The sequence below is a fragment of the Actinoplanes sp. TBRC 11911 genome (assembly GCF_012933445.1).
Lineage (GTDB): Bacteria > Actinomycetota > Actinomycetes > Mycobacteriales > Micromonosporaceae > Actinoplanes.
Map to the genome: position 1 here is coordinate 205637 of NZ_JABBNC010000010.1, position 20349 is coordinate 225985.

Sequence of the window (20349 nt, forward strand, 5' to 3'; positions counted from 1 at the left end):
GGGTTTCAGCAGGGCGCCGCCCCGGCTGTCGTGCGCTCGGTCGGGTCGAGGGGGAAGCCGACGCTGCCGGTGCCGCCCAGGTCGTAGACGTTGCAGGTGTGGCTCGCCGGCGGGCCGGAGGCGCTGACCAGACCCGGCGTGGACACCCGGTTGCCGTCGAAGCGGACGGACCGGATCTGGCCGCTGAGGACCGGGCCGTCGGCGGCGGACGTGTTCACGATCGTGTTGCCGGACACCACCAGCGACGGTGTCGCCATCCCGTAGCGGTCGCCCACCGCGTGCAGGACGAACCCGCCGTGCGCGACGTCGAACCGGTTGTCCCGGACCGAAACGCCGCGCGCCGACGCGTCCGGGCGGTCGCCGCCCACCTCCAGGATGCCGTCGCTGTTGCGGACGACGTTGTCGTGCAGGGACAGGCGGTCGCCGTGGTTCCAGATCTCCGCGAAGCCGCCGTCGAAGCCGTAGTCGTGACTGGGCGCGCGGCAGTTCACGCAACTGCTCCCGGAGATCTCGGCGTCGGCCGCCTGCACGTTGAAGCCCACCGCCCCGTAGTCGTCGTCGCCGCCGGGTGTGTCGACCACCATGTGCAGGTCGCGCACGTCGGCCCTGGTCACGGTCGCGGCCCGGCCGGTGACCAGCACACCGATCCCGACGCGGTCGATCTGGACGTCGCGTACCGTCGCGTCCGGGCCGTGGACCTCGATCCCCGCTTCCGGGCCGGTCGTCACGTGCAGGTCACGGACGAGCTGGTGGGCGCCGAGCAGACGAACCGGGCCGCCGGTCACCACGGGTGCCGGACCCACGCCGTACGCGGTCAAGGAATTGCCCTCGCCGCGCAGCGAAAGGCTTCCGTTCCAGCTGCATCCCCGTTCGAGCGCGACCGTCGCCCCGGAGGCGAGGGCCGCGTCCGGGGTGCGTAACGGCGCGGCCGCACTCCCGGCGTTGCGATCGTCGCCGTGGCAGCTCACGAACACCGAGCGCGGCGGGGCGGGGCTGTCGGACGCCCACGCGAACCAGCCGGCCGAGACGGCCGTGGTGACCCCGAGCAGCAGTGCGAGGCGGTACCGGGCGGAGCGGGTCACGAGCCCCCGTCCAGGCTGCCGACCAGCTTCGCCACCGCCTGCCGGGTGTCCTCCCACGACCGGACGTCCGGGTAGCGGCGCCCGACCAGCTCCAGCCCGCGCCGGATCCCCGCGCACAACGCCGCCGGATCCGCCGGCGCCACCAGCACCCGGCCCTCGTACCCCTCGGACGCCTCCACCAGACCGCCCACTTCGGACACCACCACGGGCAGCCCGGCCGCCATCGCGATGTGCAGCGGCCCTGACGACGACGACCGGTGATACGGCAGCACGACCAGGTCGGCGTCCGCGAACGCCTGGCTGACCTCGTCGTCGGAGACGTACCGGTTGAGCACGTGGATCCGGCCGCTGCATTTCGACTCCGCGGCCATGCGCAACGGCAGCGTCCACCCCTCCCAGGTCTCCCCGACGATGTGCAGTTCCAGCTCCCGGTTCTCGTCGGCGACCAGCCGGTCGAACGCGGTCAGCAGATCTTCCAAGCCCTTGTACGGCCGGATCGTCCCGAAGAACAACAGCCGCGTCACCTCGCTCCGCTCCCGCTGCGTGGGAATCGCCGGCGAATGCTGATCGTACGGACCGTGCGGAGCGATCACGGTGGGGACAGAAGCGAGATCCGGGTACGAGCGGTGGAGAAGTTCCACGTCGAACGAGCTGTGCGCGATCGCGCCGGACGCTCGGCGAAGCAATTTCGGGAAACAGCGGCGCACGTAGCCGGCAACGAACGGAAGACCGGCCTCACCGGTGTCCTGCACCTCGTGGAATTCGATGATCACCGACGCGTCCAGCCGGGTCGCCTGCGCCGCCAGCATCCGGTAACTGTGCAGCACCGCCCCGGTCCACCACTGGAAGATCACCACGTCCGGCCGGAACTGCCGCATGAAGGCCAGCGCCCGCATCATGGACGGCATCCAGTACCAGTCCACGCCGTCGAAGGTCCGCACCGCCGGGTCGTAGTCGAGGGCCGTGTTGACCGCGGTGCCCACGCGGCTCCGCCCCGGATAGGCCACCCGCGGCACCAGGTCGCGCATCATCAGGGCGGCCACCGAATGATCTTTTCCCAACTCGTTCGCGAGCCGGCACGTGTAATACGAAATCCCGCTCGTGAAACGCCATCCGGAACCGACCACCATAATGCGAGACACCGACGGAGACTCCCCAGGATGAAGGAACAACGGTCCGCAGAATAGTGTCGAATGGACAGCCGGAACGCGTCTGACGGCAGACGTACCCGGAACGGGTGAAGACTTTCTTCCCTCCCGTACGCCGTCAGGCGTGGCGCAGCTGGGCCAGGAGCGGAAGCGAACGGAGCGGGTTCTCGTCGAAGTGCCAGTAGACGTGCTCGACACCCAGCTTCGCGGCCTTCTCCAGATCCGCCGCGACCTGCTCGGGCGAGCCGACCAGCGGGGGCGGCTCGCGCACCGGATCTTCGGTGACGTTCCCGTTGACCTGCAGCATGACCGGCAGACTGTCGGGCTCGTGACCGGCGGCATCCGCCGCCGCCCGGAACGTCGCGATGCTCTCCTGAACCGGACCCCAGTCGAAGATGACCAGCGTCAGCCCCAGACCGAGGCGTCCCACGCGTTGAACCGCTGACGCGGACGCGGCGCCGACCACCACGCTGGGGCCGACCGGCTTCGGGCCGATGTCAGCCTCGGGAATCTGGTAGTAGCGGCCCGCGAAACTCACCGGATCGGGTCCCCAGATCGCGCGCATGGCCAGCAGATGCTCCTCGAATCCCGCGCCCCGCCTGCTCATCGGGACGCCCGCGGCCTCGAACTCCTGTGCCATCCAGCCCTGCCCGATGCCGGCGATGAGCCGGCCGCCGCTGAGCCGGTCCAGGGTGGCGAGCCGGCGAGCGAGGATGACCGGACTCTGGAAGAGCGCGTCGAGCACACTGGTCCCGAGACTGATGCGGCTGGTGCGGGCCGCGACATAGGCCAAGGTTTCGATCGGGTCGTACACCGTCGCGAAGTCCTCGGGCGCTTCCATGACCGGCCCGCCCGGGCCGCCCATGGCGATGGGCACCGTCGGCCGCATCAGCCGCTCCCAGGACCAGACCGAGTCCAGCCCGACACGCTCGGCCTCCTCGGCGACCGCAGCGATGCCGGTCGGTGAGGCCCCCGGCCCCGCCGACGGCAGATGCACGCCTAGCTTGATCGACGTCATTTCGTCCTCCCGGCCATCGTCTCTGCCTGGATAGACCGGTGCCGCCGCCCGTTCTCATCGGTCGCGGTGGCACAATCCGGTTCCCTCGGGATCAGGCCAACGCGTTCGAGGTGCCGATCACTTGCGCGGCAAGGCCCTCTCGTCCAGCGGTCTGCGGCAGATCCGGATGGTAACCACGTGTTGTCCGAACAGCATCAGTTGCCGAGGTCGTAGGCATCGCCGAAACTGGTCGCAATGGGCAATGCCTGTTGACCGCCGTCGCTGACGAGGTGGTAAAGCAATCCGGTAATGCTCCTTGCTATCACCGGCATTTCGCCCGAGCGCGAGTTCGCCCGCCAGGTCGGCGAAGTAATCGTCCGCCGACAACCGCGTCAGAACCCTGCGGATAATGTCCACGTCGGGGTCTCGGAACGCGCGACCGTGCGCCGACGTGAGTTCGAATCGCCACGGCTACGACCATGACGTCCGAAGTTGTTCCTGCCGGGGTCGTAAGCGCGGCATGAGAGGACGTTCTCCGAGTGACGAAGGTGGCGCGCGCGCTCAGGAATAGGCTAGGTCGGCCGCTCGCCGCGAGAGGTCAACCGAGTCCTACACGCTGCAAAGCCAAGGCGACGTATCCGCGGGCGGCCCGGTGCTCCCAGCCGAGTGGGAAGCCCGGTAGCGCCGCAGCGTCTTTGGCATCGACCAGAACGTCCAGTGCTACGTCAGGAAGTCCTTGACCCAGCCGGTATGCGAGCGTGACCGCAGCCGTTAGCCGCACTACGAAGGAGTCGTGATTGAGCAGGGCCGTCATCCGCGCCGCGATCGTGGCGGGTGACACCGTCAGGTGCGCCAGAGCGAGGTTCGCGCTCGCCCGGACAGCGTCGTTGCCGTCGGCTGACAGCAGCGCGGTGATCGTGCGCTCGTCCGGCGGGAACCACGCCAGCAGCTCGGCAGCATGGGACGCGACCAGTGGATCGCCGCCGAGCCAGCGACGGTAGGTGTCCACGTGCGCCGCGGCGGCCCAATACGCGTCGGCGTCCCACTTTCCGACGCAGGCGTCGGCGATGTCCACCGAGTCCTCGGTGAAGCCCTCGTCGCGGTAGTAGACGAGTTCGATGACCATGTCTTCCTGCTGCTTTGTCACCGTCGGTCCGCTGAAGGCCGCCTTCGGATCGAACGGCAGATCGCGATCGTCACGGGCCCCGAGACCTACCTCCCGGAGCAGCGACGTCACGGCGGCCCGAGTCGGATTGCCCGGGTCATCGATCAACAGCACGAGAAAGCGCACCACGTGCGCGCTGACCTGCCAGCGGGTCCCTTGATGAACGACGACATCCCACAACCGGCTCAGCGCGGCGGCCGACGCGGTCGGATCCGAGGAGCGAAGCGCCGCGATGTGCTCGGGGACGCTTTCAGCCGAGCCATGCGTACCGTGCAGCGACGCCCACGGCACGACCGCAAGATTGGGGAGCGGATCCACTCACGAATTATCGCCACAGGGATGTGGCCAACGCCGACCGCTCTCCCCATGACGCGGAAGGCCGGAGCGGCGTCCCCTCATCGGTTACTTCCGTACGCCGGGCACCTCGACCGACGGCGACGCCAGGCTGCCCTGAGCCGACCGCGCCCTTACCCGCGCAAGGTGAAGGCGTCCAGCAATTCCAAGGCGTGCCGCGACGGTGACGCGGGCTTGGCGAGGAAGGCGATCAGCATCTGGTCCGGGTCGGCGGGGAACGTCATCGCCTCCGTCTCGAGGACCAACTCACCGACCAGCGGGTGGTGCAGCGTCTTGCTCCCGTACCCGAACTCGACCACCTTCTGGTCGGCCCACCAGCGCCGGAAGTCGTGGCTCTTCATGGACAGCTCGCCGACCAGCGCTGTCGTCTTCGGGTCGTCGGGGTGGCGGGCCGCGTCCATGCGCAGCATGCCGATCATGTCCGAGGCGACGCCGTCCCAGTCGCCGGCGAACAGCGATCGGGCGCCCTCGTCGAGGATCAGCCAGCGGGCGGCGTTGCGGTCGCGGGCGGGCATCGCGTTGAAGTCGGCGAGCAGCAGGCGGGCCATGCGGTTGGCGGCGAGGACGTCGGTGCGCCGGCCCAGCACGAACGCCGGGGTGTCGCCGAGCTGGTCGATCAGGGCGAGCAGGCCCGGGCGTACCGACTGCGCCTTTGTCGCGGCGCGCCGCTGGGAAGGCGGCGACTGGCGGGCGACCGTGTAGAGGTAGGCGCGTTGCGCCGGGTCGAGGCGCAGGGCCGAGGCGATCGCGTCGAGCACCGCGTCTGACGGGGCGATGTTGCGGCCCTGTTCGAGCCGCGTGTAGTAGTCGACGCTGATGCCGGCCAGCGAGGCGAGCTCCTCGCGGCGAAGGCCCGGCACCCGCCGCCCGGGGCCGCCGAGATCGGCCGACTCGGGGCTCAGCGCCGCGCGCCGGGCACGTAAGAACTTGCTCAGCTCCTCGTTGTGCGCCATGCCCCCATGGTGCCTCGGCCGATCGTGCGGCGGCCCCGCTGGCTGGCCCTGCGCGTCCTACGGTCGGGAGGACCAGCTTGACGGCTCCGGACGGGCGTACGGGATGGGTTGATGGAGGGACGTCAAGCAAAGGAGTCAACTCATGTCGGAAATCTGGCTGATCACCGGTGCCACCTCCGGATTCGGGCGCCTCGTCGCGCGCCGGGCACTCGACCGGGGCGCGCACGTCATCGCGGTGGGCCGCCGCGCGGAACTGCTCGGTCAGCTGGCCGCCGGGACGCCCGCCGGATCGCGGATCACGCCGGTCGTCCTGGACGTCACCGCACCGGACGCGCAGTCGACGCTGAGCGCCGCCATCGAAACGGCGGGCGGTCTGGACGTGCTGGTCAACAACGCGGGCTACGGGCTGTTCGGCGCGGTCGAGCAGATCAACGACGCCGAGGCCCGTACGGCGTTCGAGACGAATGTGCTGGCAAACCTGACCGTGCTGCGTGCCGCGCTACCGGCCCTGCGTGCGTCGCGCGGGAGGATCGTGCAGATGTCGTCGATGAACGGCCAGTACGCGTGGGCCTCGTCCGGCCTCTATTCGGCGGTCAAGGGTGCGGTCGAGCTCTTCACCGAGGCCCTGGCGGCGGAGCTGGAGCCGACCGGGGTGCGGGTCACGCTGATCGAGCCGGGCGTGTACGGCACCGGGTTCCAGACCTCGCTGCACGTGATCATGCCGGACGAGGTGTACGCGCCGACCGTCGGCAAGTTCCTCAGCGACTTCTCGCAGCTGCCGCCGAGCGCGTTCGGCAATCCCGAGGAGGTGGCCGACGCGATCGTCTCGGTGGTGACCATGGACGAGCCGCCGCTGCGGCTGCCGGTCGGCAAGGACGCCGTCGACGCGATCCGTGCCTCGCTGCGGTCGCGCCTGGCCGAGCTGGAGAAGTGGGCGCCCACGGAGGCGGTCACAGCGTGACTGACACGGGCATGTGCCCCTAATCACTGGGGGCACATGCCCGCATATGGGGGATACTGTTTCCCATCACCCTGCCGTGCGTGCCTCTTTTCTACGACTCCCGGGAGCATTGATGCGTCGTTCGGACTGGAAGTCGGTGCTCGACGCGGCCGGCTCGGCCGCGCTGCGGCACCTGACGTCCCTGCCGGACCGGCCGGTGATGCCGCCGGCCGACCACGTCGCCGTGCGCGCCGCGCTGGACCACCCGCCGTCCGCGGCCGGCCTCGACCCCACAACGGTCGTCGAGGAGCTGGTCCGCGATCTCGGGCCGTACGTCGCGGCCCAGGCCGGCGGGCGATATTTCGGGTTCGCCGTCGGCGGTCTGCACCCGGCGTCGTTCGGGGCCGAGGTGCTGGTGTCGGCCTGGGACCAGAACGCGCCGATGTTCGCCGCCACGCCCGGGGTCGCGGTCGCCGAGGAACTCGCCGCGCGATGGCTCGTCGATCTACTGGGGCTCCCGCCGGCCAGCTCGCTGGGTTTCGTGACCGGCGGCCAGATGGCGACCTTCACCTGCCTGGCCGCCGCCCGCCACGAGGTGCTGCGCGAGGCCGGCTGGGACGTCGAGGCCGACGGGCTCAGCGGCGCACCCGCGGTTAACGTCGTCATCAAGGCGGGCGGGCACGCCACCGTGCTGCGCGCGCTGCGCTTCCTCGGTTTCGGCGAACGCTCGGTGATCACCGTCGACTGCGACGAGCAGGACAACGTACGCCCGGACGCGCTCGCTGAAGCACTGCGGTCGATCGAGGGTCCGACCATCGTCACCGTCGAGTGCGGCAACCTCAACACCGGCGGGTTCGACGACTTCACCGCCGTCGCCGACCTGGCCGACCGGCATCGCGCCGCCGGCAACCCGACCTGGGTGCACGTCGACGGCGCGGTCATGCTGCTGGCCGCGGCCGCCCCGGCGATGCGCGCGAAGGTGGCCGGCCTTGACCGTCTGGACTCCTGGTCGACCGACGCGCACAAGATGCTCAACGTGGCGTACGACTGCGGCATCGCCATCTGCCGCAACGCCGCTGCTCATCGCGCCGCGATGAGCGTGCAGGCTGCATACCTGGAACAGGACACCGGCGCCCGGGATCCGCTGGACTGGGGTCCGGAGTTCTCCCGCCGGGCCCGCGGGGTCGGCGTCTACGCCACGCTGCGCTCGCTGGGCCGCGACGGCGTGGCCGAGCTGATCGACCGCACCACCGGGCTCGCGCGGCGGTTCGCCGACCGGCTCCGGGACAGCGGCCGCGCCGAGATCGTCAACGACGTGGTGTCCAACCAGGTCCTGGTGCGCTGGCTGAACCCGGGCGGCGACAACGGCGCCCTGGCCGACCGGGTGATGGCCGGCGTCCGCGCCGAGGGCAGCGCGTTCTTCAGCGGTACCACGTTTCACGGCGAGCGACTGATGCGGATCTCGGTGTCGGATTGGGCCACCGACGAGGACGACGTCGACCGCGCGGTGCGGGCGCTGCTGCGTCACGCGGGCTAGACGCTACGTCGCGGCGTCCCCCGCGACGCGACGTAGTAAGCGGGCCCGGCGCTTCGTCCGCCGGGCCCGCGCCGTCAGTGGTGGTGCTGCCGGTGGGCGGCGAGAACGTCGAGGCCGAAATCGTTCGCCGGGTCGCGCCAGACGGAATGCGCGTGATTGGCGCCGCGCTGCGTGTTGTCCCATTCGATGAGCAAGCGAGGGCCCTGTACGCGGTAATAGTGCGGCAGGCCCGGTTCGGTCGGTCCGGCCCAGGCGAAATGGACGAGGTCGAGAACGTCGTCGTCGTAGTCCGGCCGGACCGCCTCCGGGACCCGCCCGAAATACGTGCCGAGCAGGGCGCGTAGCAGGTCACGCTGTTCGTCGCGCAGAACGGACGCGGGAATCCCCTTGGGCCGCGCGGTGTACTCCAGCGACCGGTGGTCGGCGTCGTCGTAGCCGGCCGCCTCGTCGATGGCGTCGCTGAGCGCCTGCATCTTGGCCTGCTCGGCGGCGTCGGCGAACCGGTCGCCGCGCCAGACGCCGGCCAGCGGGATGACCCGGTCGCCCTCGGCGATCGTGGTGCGGTTGCCGGTCACGAAGTCCGAGGGCGCCTTGTCGCAGAGGATCGCCCGGCGCGCCAGGTCCGGGCTCAGGCTCTCGACCAGCTCGCGGGCCAGATCCTCGACCCGGCCGAGCGGGCGGTTCAGCGCGCCGCCGAGCAGCTCGGAGACGGCCGGGTCGGCGCCCATGAAGCACGGCGTGGTGGCGGCCAGCTCGCCGTCCACGACCAGATTGTTGAGCGAGACGTGGTGCCCCCCGAAGCGCCAGCCCCACGTACGGCCGTCGCCCGGCTCGCCGAAGACACGCAGGTAGTACAGGCCCGGATCGCGGCCGCGTTCCCGGTCGAAGCGGGTGACGAAGCCCTCGGTGTGATCGAGGACGTTCTCCAGCCCCATGGTGGTGGCCACCGTCACGAAACCGGGCCGGGACAGGCCGGTGGAGACCAGCCGCATTGCCGCCCGCTGCTGCGCGGGCCGCTGCTGATGCAGAGTCAGGCCGCCGTGGTCGGTCGGCGTGTAGAACCAGCGGCGGCGCTCGCGGTCCGTGTCGCCGTCGTCCGGAGCGTGGCCGACGGCGATTTCGCGCTGGTCAGCGGTCAGCGAGCTCAGCCACGCCTGGGCGGCTTGGGACATCTCGGACGCGGCCCGCCGGCGGGCTGAATCTTGCACCATGACCCCAATCTATGTCGCATGTGGTGCGGATCACTTAGCGTTCTCCACAGGGCACCCACCACTTTCGCTCCGGGAGACGACTACGACCACACCGACCGCCAGGGCGTGGAGGATCCGCGGGCGTTCTTCATTTCGGGATCATCGATACGAGTGGACCACCGCCCTACGAGGCCATAATGTGGGATCCGTGTCCGCTGTACGGGACCGGCGACCACATCGTGGCAGCGGGTCCACAAGATGAGATTATCGTCCACAACGGAGTGTCTTTCCTCCGCTTTCGCGCCTTTTATTCGACCGCTTTCCGAGGCGTTTTGTAGACCTTGGAGAGTTATGGCTCGCATGTGGGCGTAAGTCTCCAAGGTCTCGAAAAAGTCCAGGATGCGGAACTGTTCAGCTGGTTCTCACGCCGCTCACCCTCCGACGCGTTGGCCTTCCGCGGCGGACCTGAGAGCCGTCGCTGTGGGGAGCTGGGACGTTCCAGCCGTGACGGGTGCCCACACCCCCTGTGGGTGGCCGCGGTGTGGGCAACCACAGCCTCCAAACCGTCGCGACTCCCCACACGTGGGTGAGGGCGGCCGCGGTGTGGACAACCGCAGCCTCCCGGCCGTCGCGACCCCCCACACGTGGGTGAGGGCGGCCGCGCTGTGGGCAACCACAGCCTCCCCGCCGTCGCGACTCCCCACAGGTGGGTGAGGGCGGCCGCGCTGTGGGCAACCACAGCCTCCCGGCGTCGCGACTGCCCACACCCGGGTGAGGCGCCCACTGTGGGGAACTGGCACCTGCCCGGGCCTGGCGGCGCCGCCTCGCACGGGGACTCCCGGCCGACGGAACCAGCTGAACAGTTACAGGATGCGGCCGCGGTCGCCGCATAGTGGGATGGATGGACCAGGTTGCGGTCGGCCTGGACAAATGCGCGGCTCATCGGTCACCTCGGCGGCCGATGCCCGTCGCGGACTGCCGCGTGTCGCCCGATTGCGGTTTGCCCGCCGCCTACCCGGTTACCCGTTGCCGGTTGTGGACCGCGTAGTGCCGATTGCGGGTTGCGCAGTGCCGGTTGCCGACCGCGGAGCCTCGACGCGCACGGAATCGAGATCCACCGCGGGCCCGGCCCGGCAACGACGCGGATTCGGACCCCGACCCGGAACGGCCTCGAGACCGCATCGATAGTTATCTAAGGGGACTGTTGAGTCACCGCAGTGCTGCTGCGAGGTCGGCCGCGTTGTCGAACGCGGGTGCCGCCCTTTCGGATTCGTCGTCGGTGAGCGTGACCGACCCGGCGCGGGCCAGCATCTCCGCAGCAGTCTTCGGATCGTGCAGCACCATCGCGAGTTCGGCGCGGTAGACCAGGACCTCGACCTGCTCGACCGGGTCGTCGTCGGCGCGCGGGCGGGCCAGCGCGCTGTCGAGGATCCGCACCGCCTGCCCGGCGCTTCCCCTGGAATCGGCCTGCACGACAGCGTTCGCCAGAGCCTTGGCCAGCCGCCCGGCAGGCGCGGCGGCCGCTGCGGGGGCGGTGGCGGCGTCCCGGAAGACGCGGATCCAGTTGCCGCCCGGGTCGATGACGCTGAACCCGCCCAACCCTTCGGCGTTCTTCCGTGCCCTGGGCCGGGTCATCCGCGGCGTTCCGGACACCAGTACCTTGCCGTACGCGGCGCGCATACCGGCGGCGAATGCCCGATGCAGTCCCTCGACGTCCGCGGTGAGTACGAGACACGAGCCGTAGGACTGATCCGGGTCGAATCCGGCGATCTCGAAGAATTGCAGGCGCAGATCTTCCCGTTGCACCCCCGCACACGCGTTGGGCTTGCGCTGCTGATAGGTGGTGCGGAAACCGAGAACCTCGTAGAAGGCGAGAATGTCGTCGATGGATGCGCACGGCAGCAGGGGAACAGTCACCTCGTTGGCCATGCCTCCTTCTTAAGCGTCGCGGGGTCTCCGTCGCACATGGAAATAGCCGATCATCGCCGCCGGTCCCCCGATGGTCGTGTTCAGGCGTCGGTTTGGCGTACCGAGCGCAACAGCACCCGCGACACGTCGACGACCTCCACCTCCTCCCCCGCCTTGCCCTGCTGCTTGCGGGTCGCGGTGCCGTCGGTGAGCATCACGATGCAGTACGGGCACGCCGCCGTGATCAGCTCGGCGCCGGTGCCCAGTGCCTCGTCGGTCCGGGTCTCGTTGATGCGGGTGCCGAGCGTCTCCTCCATCCACATGCGAGCACCACCGGCCCCGCAGCAGAACGACGTCTCGCGATTGCGGGGCATCTCGGTGAGGCGTACGCCCGGAACGCTGCCCAGCAGGTCCCGCGGCGGGTCGAAGACCCGGTTGTGCCGGCCCAGATAGCACGGGTCGTGATAGGTCACCGCGGCGTCCACCGGCCGCACCGGCACCAGCCGCTTCGACGCCACCAGCTGGGACAGCAACTGGGTGTGGTGGACGACCTCGTACGAACCGCCGAGCTGCTGGTACTCGTTGCCGAGCGCGTTGAAGCAGTGCGCGCAGGTCACGACGATCTTCTTCGCGCCCGCGTTGTTGAGCGTCGCCACGTTCTGCTTGGCCAGTTCCTGGAACAGCACCTCCTGCCCGAGCCGCCGGGCCGCGTCCCCGGTGCAGGTCTCCTCGCCGCCGAGCACCATGAACGACACGCCCGCCTCGTCGAGCAGCTCGGCCACCGCGCGCGTCGTCTTCTTCGCGTTCTCGTCGAGTGATCCGGCGCAGCCCACCCACAGCAGGTACTCGACGTCGTCCGGGAGCTGCGAACCGGCGGACAGGACGCGTACGTCAAAAGGAAGCCCGGCCATCCACTCCAGCCGTGCCTTGGATCCGCGCCCCCAGGGATCGCCGGCCCGTTCCAGGTTGCGCAGCAGCGTGTGCGCCTCCTTCGGGAACTGCGACTCGATCAGCACCTGGTAGCGGCGCATGTCCACGATGTGGTCCACGTGTTCGATGTCGACCGGGCACTGCTCCACGCAGGCGCCGCAGGTCACGCACGACCACAGCACGTCCGGGTCGATCACGCCGCCCTCGTCGGCCGTCCCGATCAGCGGACGTTCGGCCTCGGCGAGCACATCGCGCGGCAGCCCGTCCTTGTCGGCGGCCAGCAGGTAGGGCGCCTTGGCGGCGGCATGGTCGCGCAGTCCCATGATGAGCAGCTTGGGGCTGAGCGGCTTGTCGGTGTTCCACGCCGGGCACTGCGACTGGCAGCGGCCGCATTCGGTGCAGGTGCCGAAGTCGAGCAGGCCCTTCCAGGTGAAGTCCTCGATGACCCCGCGGCCGATCTTGTCGTCCTCGCCCGGATCCTCGAAGTCGACTTCCTGGCCGCCGGAGTACACCGGCAGCAGCGCCCCCAGAGCCCGCGGCCGCCGGGAGAACGCCACATTGAACGGCGCCAGGAAGATGTGCAGGTGCTTGGAGTACGCCACGATCACCAGGAACGCGAACACCACCCCCAGCGACAGGAGCAGGCCCACGGTCTCCAGGACATCATTTGCCGTACGCCCGGCCGGCTCCAGCAACCGCGCGACCGCCTCGGAGGCGAACGCACCGCGCGGGAACGGGAAGTTACCGGTGTTGATCTGCGCCCCCCGGTAGAGCAGCAGCGTCCACATCACGTTGAAGATCATGAACAGGACGAGCCAGGCGGCGCCCAGATGCGAACCGAAGAACCGTGATCGGCGGCCCTCCCGCTCCGGGCGCTGGATCAGCCGGATCACCGCGAAGACGATCAGCCCGGCCAGCACCGCGACGATGAACAGGTCTTCGAGAAAGCCCAGCCACGCCATGGTGCCGATGATCGGGATGTGGAAGTCACGCTGGAACAGCGCCCCGAACCCCTCGACGATCGTGGCGAACAGGATCACGAAACCCCAGAAAACCGCGAAATGCGCCGCGCCGGGCACACTCCATTTGAGCAGCTTGCGCTGGCCGAGCACTTCACCGACCAGAGCCCGTACGCGTTGACCCACGCCCCGGGTGCGACCCGGCTCGACCGGCTGCCCCGCCCGGCCGATCCGGTAGAGCCCGAGCAGACGACGGCCGGCCACCACGAACGCGGCCACCGCCATTGCCAGGCCGATCACCAGTCGCACCACCATGTTCAGGCCTCTCTCGTACGGATGACGGGTTGAGCTCGGCGTCGCTCGATCTCGGCCAGCAGTTCCGGTACTACCTGGTGTACGTCACCGACCACGCCCAGATCGGCGAATTGGAAGATCGGTGCGGCCGGGTCGCGGTCGATCGCCACGATGGTGGCCGCGTCCCGCATGCCCGCGCGGTGCCGCAGCGAGCCGGACACGCCCAGGCCGAGGTAGAGGCTGGGGTGCACGATGGTGCCGAGCTGATCCACCCGGGCGTCCCGCGGGCACCAGCCCAGCTCGGTGGCGGTGTGCGAGCCGCCGGCCACCCCGCCGAGGGCCGCGGCGAGCCGCTCGACGAGGTCGTCGAAGGCGTCCCGGGAGCCGACCCCACGCCCACCCGCGACGATCACCGCGGCGGTGCACAACTGCCGTCGCCGGGGCGTGATTTCCCGTACGGCGTACGTGCTGTCCGGAAATCGCATGCGCAGGGGGTGGACGGCGGGTGTGACCGGGGCCGGCCGGACGGCGACGTGCTCGGTCCGCACCGCGAGAATCGGGATGCCGCGCGTGACGTGCGATTCCACCAGGTACGAGCCGCCCGGGACCGACTGCACGGCGACCGGCCCGTCGTGGACGTCGATGACGTCGCTGAGCACGCCGGAGTCGAGCCGGACCGCGACCCGCCCGGCGATCTCCAGGCCGTCGCGGCCGGAGGCGATGAGGATGGCGGCGGGCTGGGTGCGGCGGGCGAGCTCGGCCAGCATCGCGACCCGGGCGGCGACGGGGCTGAGCGCGGCGGGCGCGGTCGTCCGGCCGGGCGCCGCTGATCTGGCGGGCGTGGCCAGCGGGTAGATCGTCGCGGCGCCGAACTCGGCCAGCAGGCGGGTGTCGCCCTTGCCGGCCAGCGCGACCGTCGGGGTGCCAAGCCGGCGAGCCAGCGTGAGCAACGCGCAGGTGGCGCGGTCCTCTCCCCGGTCCTCGCCGCCGTCTTCCCGCCCTTCGGCAAGCACCAGGACCGTGCTCACAGGAACCTGCGCTCCGCGAGAAAGTCCGCCACCCGGATCGCCGCGCTGGTCGGGTCGCCCTGCACCACCACCGGGCCGCTCTGTCGCGGCGTCACCGCCCGCACCACCGAGGCGGCACCTCTCGTGCCCACCTCCGCCGGTTCGATCCCCAGGTCGGCGAGCGACCAGACGGACAACGGCTTGTCCCGCGAGTCGGCCCTCGACGCGAACCTCGGATACCGCGGTTCCCCGCACCGCTCGGTGACCGACACGACCGCCGGCGGCGCCGCGACGAGCACCCGCAGCTCACCACGCCCGTCATCGCGGTGGATCTCGACCCGCCGCTCGCGCACCCGCAGCGCGTCGGCGAAGCACAACGCGGGCACCCCGAGCCGCTCGGCCACCATGGCCGGCACCGCCGACATGCCCGAGTCCGCCGACGCCGCGCCGCAGAGCACCAGATCGAACCCGAGACGCCGGACCGCCGCCGCCAGGACCCGCGAGGTGGCCAGCGCGTCCGACCCGTGCAGCGCGGCGTCCTTGACGTGCACGCCTTCGTCGGCGCCGAGCACCAACGCCGTACGCAAGGAATTGATGGCCTCGCCCGGCCCCATGGTGACGGCGGTGATCCGCACGTCCCGCCGCCGCACGGCGATCCGCAGCGCCTGATCGACCGCGAACGAGTCCCCCGGGTTGAGCCCCGCCGCCCGCCCGTCCCGCCGCACGGTGAGATCCGGCCCGAACTCCGTGTCCCCGGCCGGCACCTGCTTGACGAGCACCACGATCCGCACCGCGTGCACCTCCCGCCGACTGAGCGTGAGTTTAGGACGACCGATGTCGATCTGACCAGACCGCCGGTTGCTGACCGGAGGTGTCCGGGACGATCATGTTGGACGCCACGCCAGCCAGGAGCCCGATCTCGCGCCGCGTTGTCCCCCGCTTGACGTATCGCGCGTCCCGGCAACGATGATGGGCATGAATCGAACCAGGTGGCCCGTCGCCGGCCTGGTCCTGGGTGCGGCGGCCGGCTGCGCCTGGGGCTGGTTCGGCGCGGACGGCTACGAAGCCGTCGACTCGGCCGTCGGCACCGCACTGCTGGGTGCGTTGGCCGGCCTGCTGATCGGGGCCATCGCGTACCGGAAACGTCCTTAGAAGGACACGACGATGCCGATCATCGGCGGGCGCCGCAGCCGCACCAGGCGCGCGAACCAGTTCCCCGCCCGCGACATGACATAGCGGCGGGCCAGCAACTTGCGCGCCTGCGCCGTCCCGGCCTCGTCCAGCAGCTGGGCCGTGCCGGTCGCGGTCGGCGCGTCCGGCGCGACCGTTCCCCGCAGCGAGCACGGCGCCACCAGTACCCGAGGGTTGTTGCGGATCCGCTTGACCTTGCCGGAGCCCGCTTCCGTCACGATCCACAGCGCGGCCTCGTGCGGCACGTGCCAGACCGGCGTGGTCACCGGTGTGCCGTCCTTGCGGTACGTGGTCAGGCTGACATACCGGCTACGGACGATCTCATCGGTTGTTGTCATCGCGCGAGCGTAGCGAAGAAAGCGAATGCCGCGTCCCATATTGCGACGGCCGGCGCGATTCTCCGCCGATAGCGTCGGGCCTCATGAAAGCTCTCGTCTATCACGGCCCGGGCCAGAAGGCCTGGGAGGACGTTGCCGACGCGACGATCGAGGAGCCGACCGACGTGGTCGTCCGGGTGGACACGACCACGATCTGCGGCACCGACCTGCACATCCTGCACGGCGACGTCGCCGCGGTGACCGACGGCCGGATCCTCGGTCACGAGGCGGTCGGCACCGTCACCGAGGTCGGCGGCGCGGTCAAGGGCTTCCGGCCGGGCGACCGGGTGCTGGTGCCGGCGATCACCAAGTGCGGCCGGTGCGACTACTGCCAGCGCGGCATGCCCTCGCACTGCCAGACCGTCGGCGGGATCGGCTGGATCTTCGGCCACCTGATCGACGGGACCCAGGCCGAGCTGGTCCGCGTCCCGTACGCCGACACGTCGCTCTACCAGGTCCCCGCGGACGTCAGCGACGAGCAGGCGATCTTCCTGGCCGACGCGCTGCCCACCGGGTACGAGGTCGGGGTCCTGGCCGGCCAGGTACGCCCGGGTGACACCGTCGCCGTGGTCGGCGCGGGCGCGGTCGGGCTGGCCGCGATCCTCACCACCGGGCTGTGGGGCGCGTCCCGGGTCATCGCCATCGACTCGAACAAGTTCCGCCTGGAGAAGGCGCTCGAGTTCGGCGCGACCGACGTGTTCGAGGCCGGTCAGGGCACGGCGGGCGACGTCCTCGCGCTCACCGACGGGCTGGGCGTCGACGTGGCGATCGAGGCGGTCGGCTTCCCCGAGACGTTACTGACCGCGGCGTCGCTGGTCCGGCCCGGCGGCACCATCGCCAACATCGGCGTGCACGGCGTGCCGGTGGAGATCCCGATGCAGGACATGTGGATAAAGAACGTACGGCTGACGATGGGTCTGGTCGACACGGTCTCGATCCCCACGCTGCTGAAGATGGTGGCCAGCGGGCGGATCCCGGCGGAGAAGATGGGCACCCACACGTTCACCTTCGATCAGATGACCGAGGCGTACGGGGTCTTCGGAAACGCGGCCGCCAACGCCGCCCTGAAGGTGATCATCACACCGGCCTGAGAGCGCGGCACACTGGTCGCCATGGTGAACCCGCCGCAGGTCTCGCTGGTGCCCTTCACCGCGGATTCGCTGGCCGTCGTGCAGCCGTGGTTCCGCCATCCTGAGGTGTCGCGGTGGCTGGGCGGACCGGATTGGCCGGCACACGAGTTGCAGTTGCTCGATTCCGGCATCGGCGAGATGTTCCGCGGGCGCCGGGTGCTGAGAACCCATTCCTGGGTGGCACTCGACGCCACCGGTCAGGCGGTCGCCCACATCGGCGGGGAGGTGTACGACCGCTGGTCCCGGTACGCCGAGACGCCGGCCGGCCCGGTCGTCGACGCGGTCGAGCCGGGCCCGGCCATGGGGTTCGCGTACGTGGTGGACCCGCGGCGGTGGCGGCGAGGCTACGGCACCGCGGCCCTGCTCGCCGCCATGGCCGCACCGGAGGTGGCCGACGTCGTCCTGTTCGCGGCCGGAATCGAGCCGGACAACCTCGCGAGCGTGCGCTGCGCCGCCGCGGCGAGCCTGGTTCCGGACACCCGGGTGCCGGACTGGGAGGGCATGGTCCACCACATTCGCCGCCGGATCACGGCGTAGTCGGCGAAAAGGTGGTCAGGTGTCCTTTACCGACCGCGTGGACCAGTCCGTCACTGCCCGCCAGAAGCCGCCCGATGAGCGCCGGCCGAGTCGCGAGCTGCCGGGCGAAACCCGCAGGGTCGACGCCGACTAGCCGGCCGTCCTTGCCGGCGAACAAGGCCTCGCCCGGCACCGACGCGGCGGCACGAACAACACCGGGGAACTCGCCCACCACCCCGCGGGTCAGGTCGACCACCGCGACCCCTTGACCGTCGACCAGCCACAACGTGTCGCCACGCAGCATCGGCGGATGCCGGACGACGTCACGCTCGTGCTGCCACAACACCCGCACACCTCCACCGGGCTCCAGCACCGCGACCGTGCGCCGTCCGCAGACGAACGCGACACGGCCGTCGTCCGCTACGTCGAACGCGTCACCGACGTCGTCGAAGGCCACCGGTTCGGGGAGTGTCCACTCGGCCAGGATGGTGCCGGCGGAACCCACAAGCCACAGGACGGCCTCATCGGCACCGGCGATCAGGACGGCGTCGCCGCCCAGCTCCGACCGCACGGGCCGGGGCCGGGCCAGGGGTCCCGCCGCGGCAAACATCGTGCTGTCCCACGACAGCGGTACGCCGTCGTCCAGGCTCACCCGAGTCAACGGGTGATAGCCCCGCCAGCCGCCGGTGAAGACCACCGAGCCACTGACAGCGACATGATTTCGCAGCCGGAGGCCGGGCGTCGCCCACAGCAGTCGCCCGCTGTCCAGGCCGACACAATGCAGGACGCCGGCCTGGCTCAGATACAGACAACGATCACCCGCGACTTCGAGCGTGCCCCAGCAGTCCTCGACCCGCACTTCCCACCGTGGCTGCCCGCTCGCGGCGTCCAGCCGAACCAGACGAGAGTGCCGCTCGGCCACCACCACCGACCCGGGCGCCACGGCCACCGCGTCGGATCGCATGTGCAACGACCGCGACCAGAGAACCTCGTACACAACGGCTCCTACGGCTGTCCGGCTGGGTGAGGCCTGGGGGCGAGGCGGCGACGCCGGTGCGCCGCCGCCTCATTTTCTCAGACCGCCGCCTCGGCCATCGCGACCTCGGTCGCGGCACGCTGCTCGGGCGCCGCCTTGCCGCCGCGCAGCGGCACGTGCCGGATGAACAGCGCCACCACGATCCCGAGGGCCGCGACCACACTGCCCAGCATGAACAGTCCGGTGATACCGCTCGTGACCGCCTGCTGGAACACGTGCTGGGCCGCTTCCGGCAGCGCCCGCAACGCCTGCGGCGTCATCGACGAGGCGGTGACCTGCCCGCCGGTGCCGGTGCCGGCCGCGGAGTGAGCCAGCGAATCCGTCAGGCGGCTGGCGTACAGGGCGCCCAGGATGGACACCCCGAGCGAGCTGCCCATGTTGCGCAGGAACGTCGACGCGCCCGTGCCGGCGCCCATGTCCCGCAGTTCCAGGCTGTTCTGCGCGATCAGCGTGCTGGTCTGCATGATCGCGCCCATGCCGGCGCCGAGGACCACCATGTAGATCGCGGTGACCGCCTGCGAGGTGCCGACGCCGACCGTGGTGAACAGGAACATCCCCACCGTGACCACCACCGACCCCAGGATGGGGAAGATGCGGTAGCGGCCGGTGCGGCTGATGATGGTGCCGGAGATCAGGCTGACCGCCATCACCGAGATCATCATCGGCATCAGCAGCAGGCCGCTGTTGGTCGCCGACGCGCCCTGGACGAACTGCTGGAACTGCGGCAGGTAGCCGACCGCGCCGAAGAGCGTGAAGCCGGAGACGAAGGCCACTCCCCCGGCCAGCACGAAGTTGCGGCTCTTGAACACGCGCAGCGGCATGATCGGCTCGGGCTGACGCCGCTCCACCATGATGAACGCGGCCAGTCCTAAGATCGTCAGCAGCGCCAGGCCGAGGATCTGCGGTGACGCCCAGTCGTACTGGGTGCCGCCCCAGGTGGTGATCAGCACCAGCGAGGTGATCCACACGGTCAGCAGGCCGGTGCCGGCCCAGTCGATGCGCGCCCGGCCGGTGCCGCGCGGCAGTTTCGCGAGGGTGATCCAGCAGACGACCAGCGCGATCGCGCCCAGCGGCAGGTTCACGTAGAAGGCCCACCGCCACGACAGGTGGTCGGTGATGAAGCCGCCGATCAGCGGGCCGCCGATCAGGGCCACCGGCATCACGGCCATCATGACGCCCTGGTACTTGCTGCGGTCGCGCGGCGGGATCATCTCACCGATGATCGACAGCACGCCGACAACGAGGCCGCCGGCGCCGAGGCCCTGCACCGCCCGGAACCCGACCAGCTCGAACATGTTCTGCGCCATCCCGCACAGCGCCGAGCCGACCAGGAACAGCGCGATGGACGCCACGAAGACGATCCGCCGCCCGTACAGGTCGCCGAGCTTGCCCCAGATCGGCGTCGCGATGGTGGTGGCCAGGATGTAGCCGGTGGTGACCCAGGCCAGGTGTTCGAGACCGCCCAGGTCTCCGACGATCGTGGGCAGCGCGGGCGCCACGATCATGTTGTCGAGCAGTGCGAGCAGCATGGCGATCACCAGGCCGCTCATGGTCACCATGATCTGGCGGTGACTGAACCCGAGTCCTGGCTTCTCCAGGTCTCCCAATGAGCTCACCTCTTCGAACTAGCTAGTC

Annotated in this window: 18 protein-coding genes; 5 read left to right on the forward strand and 13 right to left on the reverse strand. The window is 70.2% G+C overall.

Annotated elements, in window-relative coordinates; translation table 11 throughout:
• Positions 1-5: 5 nt before the first annotated feature.
• From HH310_RS16990 to HH310_RS17010, 5 genes are all read right to left on the reverse strand, one after another.
• Positions 6-1082, reverse strand: a complete 1077-nt coding sequence (locus tag HH310_RS16990) for a hypothetical protein (RefSeq protein ID WP_169176522.1) — start codon at positions 1080-1082, stop codon at positions 6-8.
• Positions 1079-2224, reverse strand: coding sequence for a glycosyltransferase (locus HH310_RS16995; RefSeq protein ID WP_312034144.1), 1146 nt, complete (start codon positions 2222-2224; stop codon positions 1079-1081). Before HH310_RS16995 ends, HH310_RS16990 begins: the two co-directional genes overlap by 4 nt.
• A 124-nt stretch (positions 2225-2348) precedes the next feature.
• Positions 2349-3248, reverse strand: coding sequence for an LLM class flavin-dependent oxidoreductase (locus HH310_RS17000; protein WP_169176523.1), 900 nt, complete (start codon positions 3246-3248; stop codon positions 2349-2351).
• A gap of 577 nt (positions 3249-3825) precedes the next feature.
• Positions 3826-4710, reverse strand: coding sequence for a hypothetical protein (locus tag HH310_RS17005; protein WP_169176524.1), 885 nt, complete (start codon positions 4708-4710; stop codon positions 3826-3828).
• A gap of 149 nt (positions 4711-4859) precedes the next feature.
• Positions 4860-5699, reverse strand: coding sequence for a helix-turn-helix transcriptional regulator (locus tag HH310_RS17010; protein WP_169176525.1), 840 nt, complete (start codon positions 5697-5699; stop codon positions 4860-4862).
• A 142-nt stretch (positions 5700-5841) separates the two neighbouring features.
• Here HH310_RS17010 and HH310_RS17015 point away from each other — a divergent pair, with 142 nt between their 5' ends.
• Positions 5842-6660, forward strand: coding sequence for an SDR family oxidoreductase (locus HH310_RS17015; protein ID WP_169176526.1), 819 nt, complete (start codon positions 5842-5844; stop codon positions 6658-6660).
• Between the two features lie 112 nt (positions 6661-6772).
• Positions 6773-8176 (forward strand): pyridoxal-dependent decarboxylase, encoded by a 1404-nt coding sequence (locus HH310_RS17020; protein ID WP_169176527.1) that lies wholly within the window; start codon positions 6773-6775, stop codon positions 8174-8176.
• A 74-nt stretch (positions 8177-8250) separates the two neighbouring features.
• On the opposite strand, the gene HH310_RS17025 is transcribed toward HH310_RS17020, so the two are convergent.
• The 5 genes from HH310_RS17025 to HH310_RS17045 all read right to left on the reverse strand — a co-directional run bounded on the left by HH310_RS17025 (position 8251) and on the right by HH310_RS17045 (position 15255).
• Complete coding sequence (locus tag HH310_RS17025) at positions 8251-9387, reverse strand: DUF3500 domain-containing protein (protein ID WP_211192217.1); 1137 nt, start codon at positions 9385-9387, stop codon at positions 8251-8253.
• A 1188-nt stretch (positions 9388-10575) separates the two neighbouring features.
• Positions 10576-11295 carry a VOC family protein gene (locus tag HH310_RS17030; protein ID WP_169176528.1) on the reverse strand — a complete coding sequence of 240 codons (720 nt, stop codon included), beginning with the start codon at positions 11293-11295 and terminating at the stop codon, positions 10576-10578.
• A gap of 80 nt (positions 11296-11375) precedes the next feature.
• Positions 11376-13478, reverse strand: coding sequence for a (Fe-S)-binding protein (locus tag HH310_RS17035; protein ID WP_169176529.1), 2103 nt, complete (start codon positions 13476-13478; stop codon positions 11376-11378).
• 2 nt (positions 13479-13480) lie between these two features.
• A complete protein-coding gene (locus tag HH310_RS17040; RefSeq protein WP_169176530.1) occupies positions 13481-14485 on the reverse strand; it encodes an electron transfer flavoprotein subunit alpha/FixB family protein in 1005 nt (334 codons plus the stop codon).
• The gene (locus tag HH310_RS17045) at positions 14482-15255 is read right to left on the reverse strand and encodes an electron transfer flavoprotein subunit beta/FixA family protein (protein WP_169176531.1); all 774 of its coding nucleotides are present in this window, start codon (positions 15253-15255) and stop codon (positions 14482-14484) included. The genes HH310_RS17040 and HH310_RS17045 overlap by 4 nt, the downstream gene beginning before the upstream one ends.
• A 184-nt stretch (positions 15256-15439) precedes the next feature.
• On the opposite strand from HH310_RS17045, the gene HH310_RS17050 reads away from it, so the two are divergent.
• Positions 15440-15616, forward strand: a complete 177-nt coding sequence (locus HH310_RS17050) for a hypothetical protein (RefSeq protein ID WP_169176532.1) — start codon at positions 15440-15442, stop codon at positions 15614-15616.
• Here the strand turns inward: HH310_RS17050 and HH310_RS17055 are convergent.
• The gene (locus HH310_RS17055) at positions 15613-15993 is read right to left on the reverse strand and encodes a PPOX class F420-dependent oxidoreductase (RefSeq protein ID WP_169176533.1); all 381 of its coding nucleotides are present in this window, start codon (positions 15991-15993) and stop codon (positions 15613-15615) included. The genes HH310_RS17050 and HH310_RS17055 overlap by 4 nt on opposite strands.
• Before the next feature lie 83 nt (positions 15994-16076).
• Here HH310_RS17055 and HH310_RS17060 point away from each other — a divergent pair, with 83 nt between their 5' ends.
• Together HH310_RS17060 and HH310_RS17065 are read left to right on the forward strand one after the other, a co-directional pair.
• Positions 16077-17123 carry an alcohol dehydrogenase catalytic domain-containing protein gene (locus HH310_RS17060; RefSeq protein WP_169176534.1) on the forward strand — a complete coding sequence of 349 codons (1047 nt, stop codon included), beginning with the start codon at positions 16077-16079 and terminating at the stop codon, positions 17121-17123.
• Between the two features lie 21 nt (positions 17124-17144).
• Complete coding sequence (locus HH310_RS17065; RefSeq protein ID WP_169176535.1) at positions 17145-17699, forward strand: GNAT family N-acetyltransferase; 555 nt, start codon at positions 17145-17147, stop codon at positions 17697-17699.
• On the opposite strand, the gene HH310_RS17070 is transcribed toward HH310_RS17065, so the two are convergent.
• Complete coding sequence (locus tag HH310_RS17070) at positions 17689-18675, reverse strand: PQQ-binding-like beta-propeller repeat protein (RefSeq protein WP_169176536.1); 987 nt, start codon at positions 18673-18675, stop codon at positions 17689-17691. The two genes, HH310_RS17065 and HH310_RS17070, sit on opposite strands and share 11 nt — an antisense overlap.
• A 77-nt stretch (positions 18676-18752) precedes the next feature.
• Complete coding sequence (locus tag HH310_RS17075; RefSeq protein WP_312034146.1) at positions 18753-20330, reverse strand: MDR family MFS transporter; 1578 nt, start codon at positions 20328-20330, stop codon at positions 18753-18755.
• Between the last annotated feature and the right edge of the window lie 19 nt (positions 20331-20349).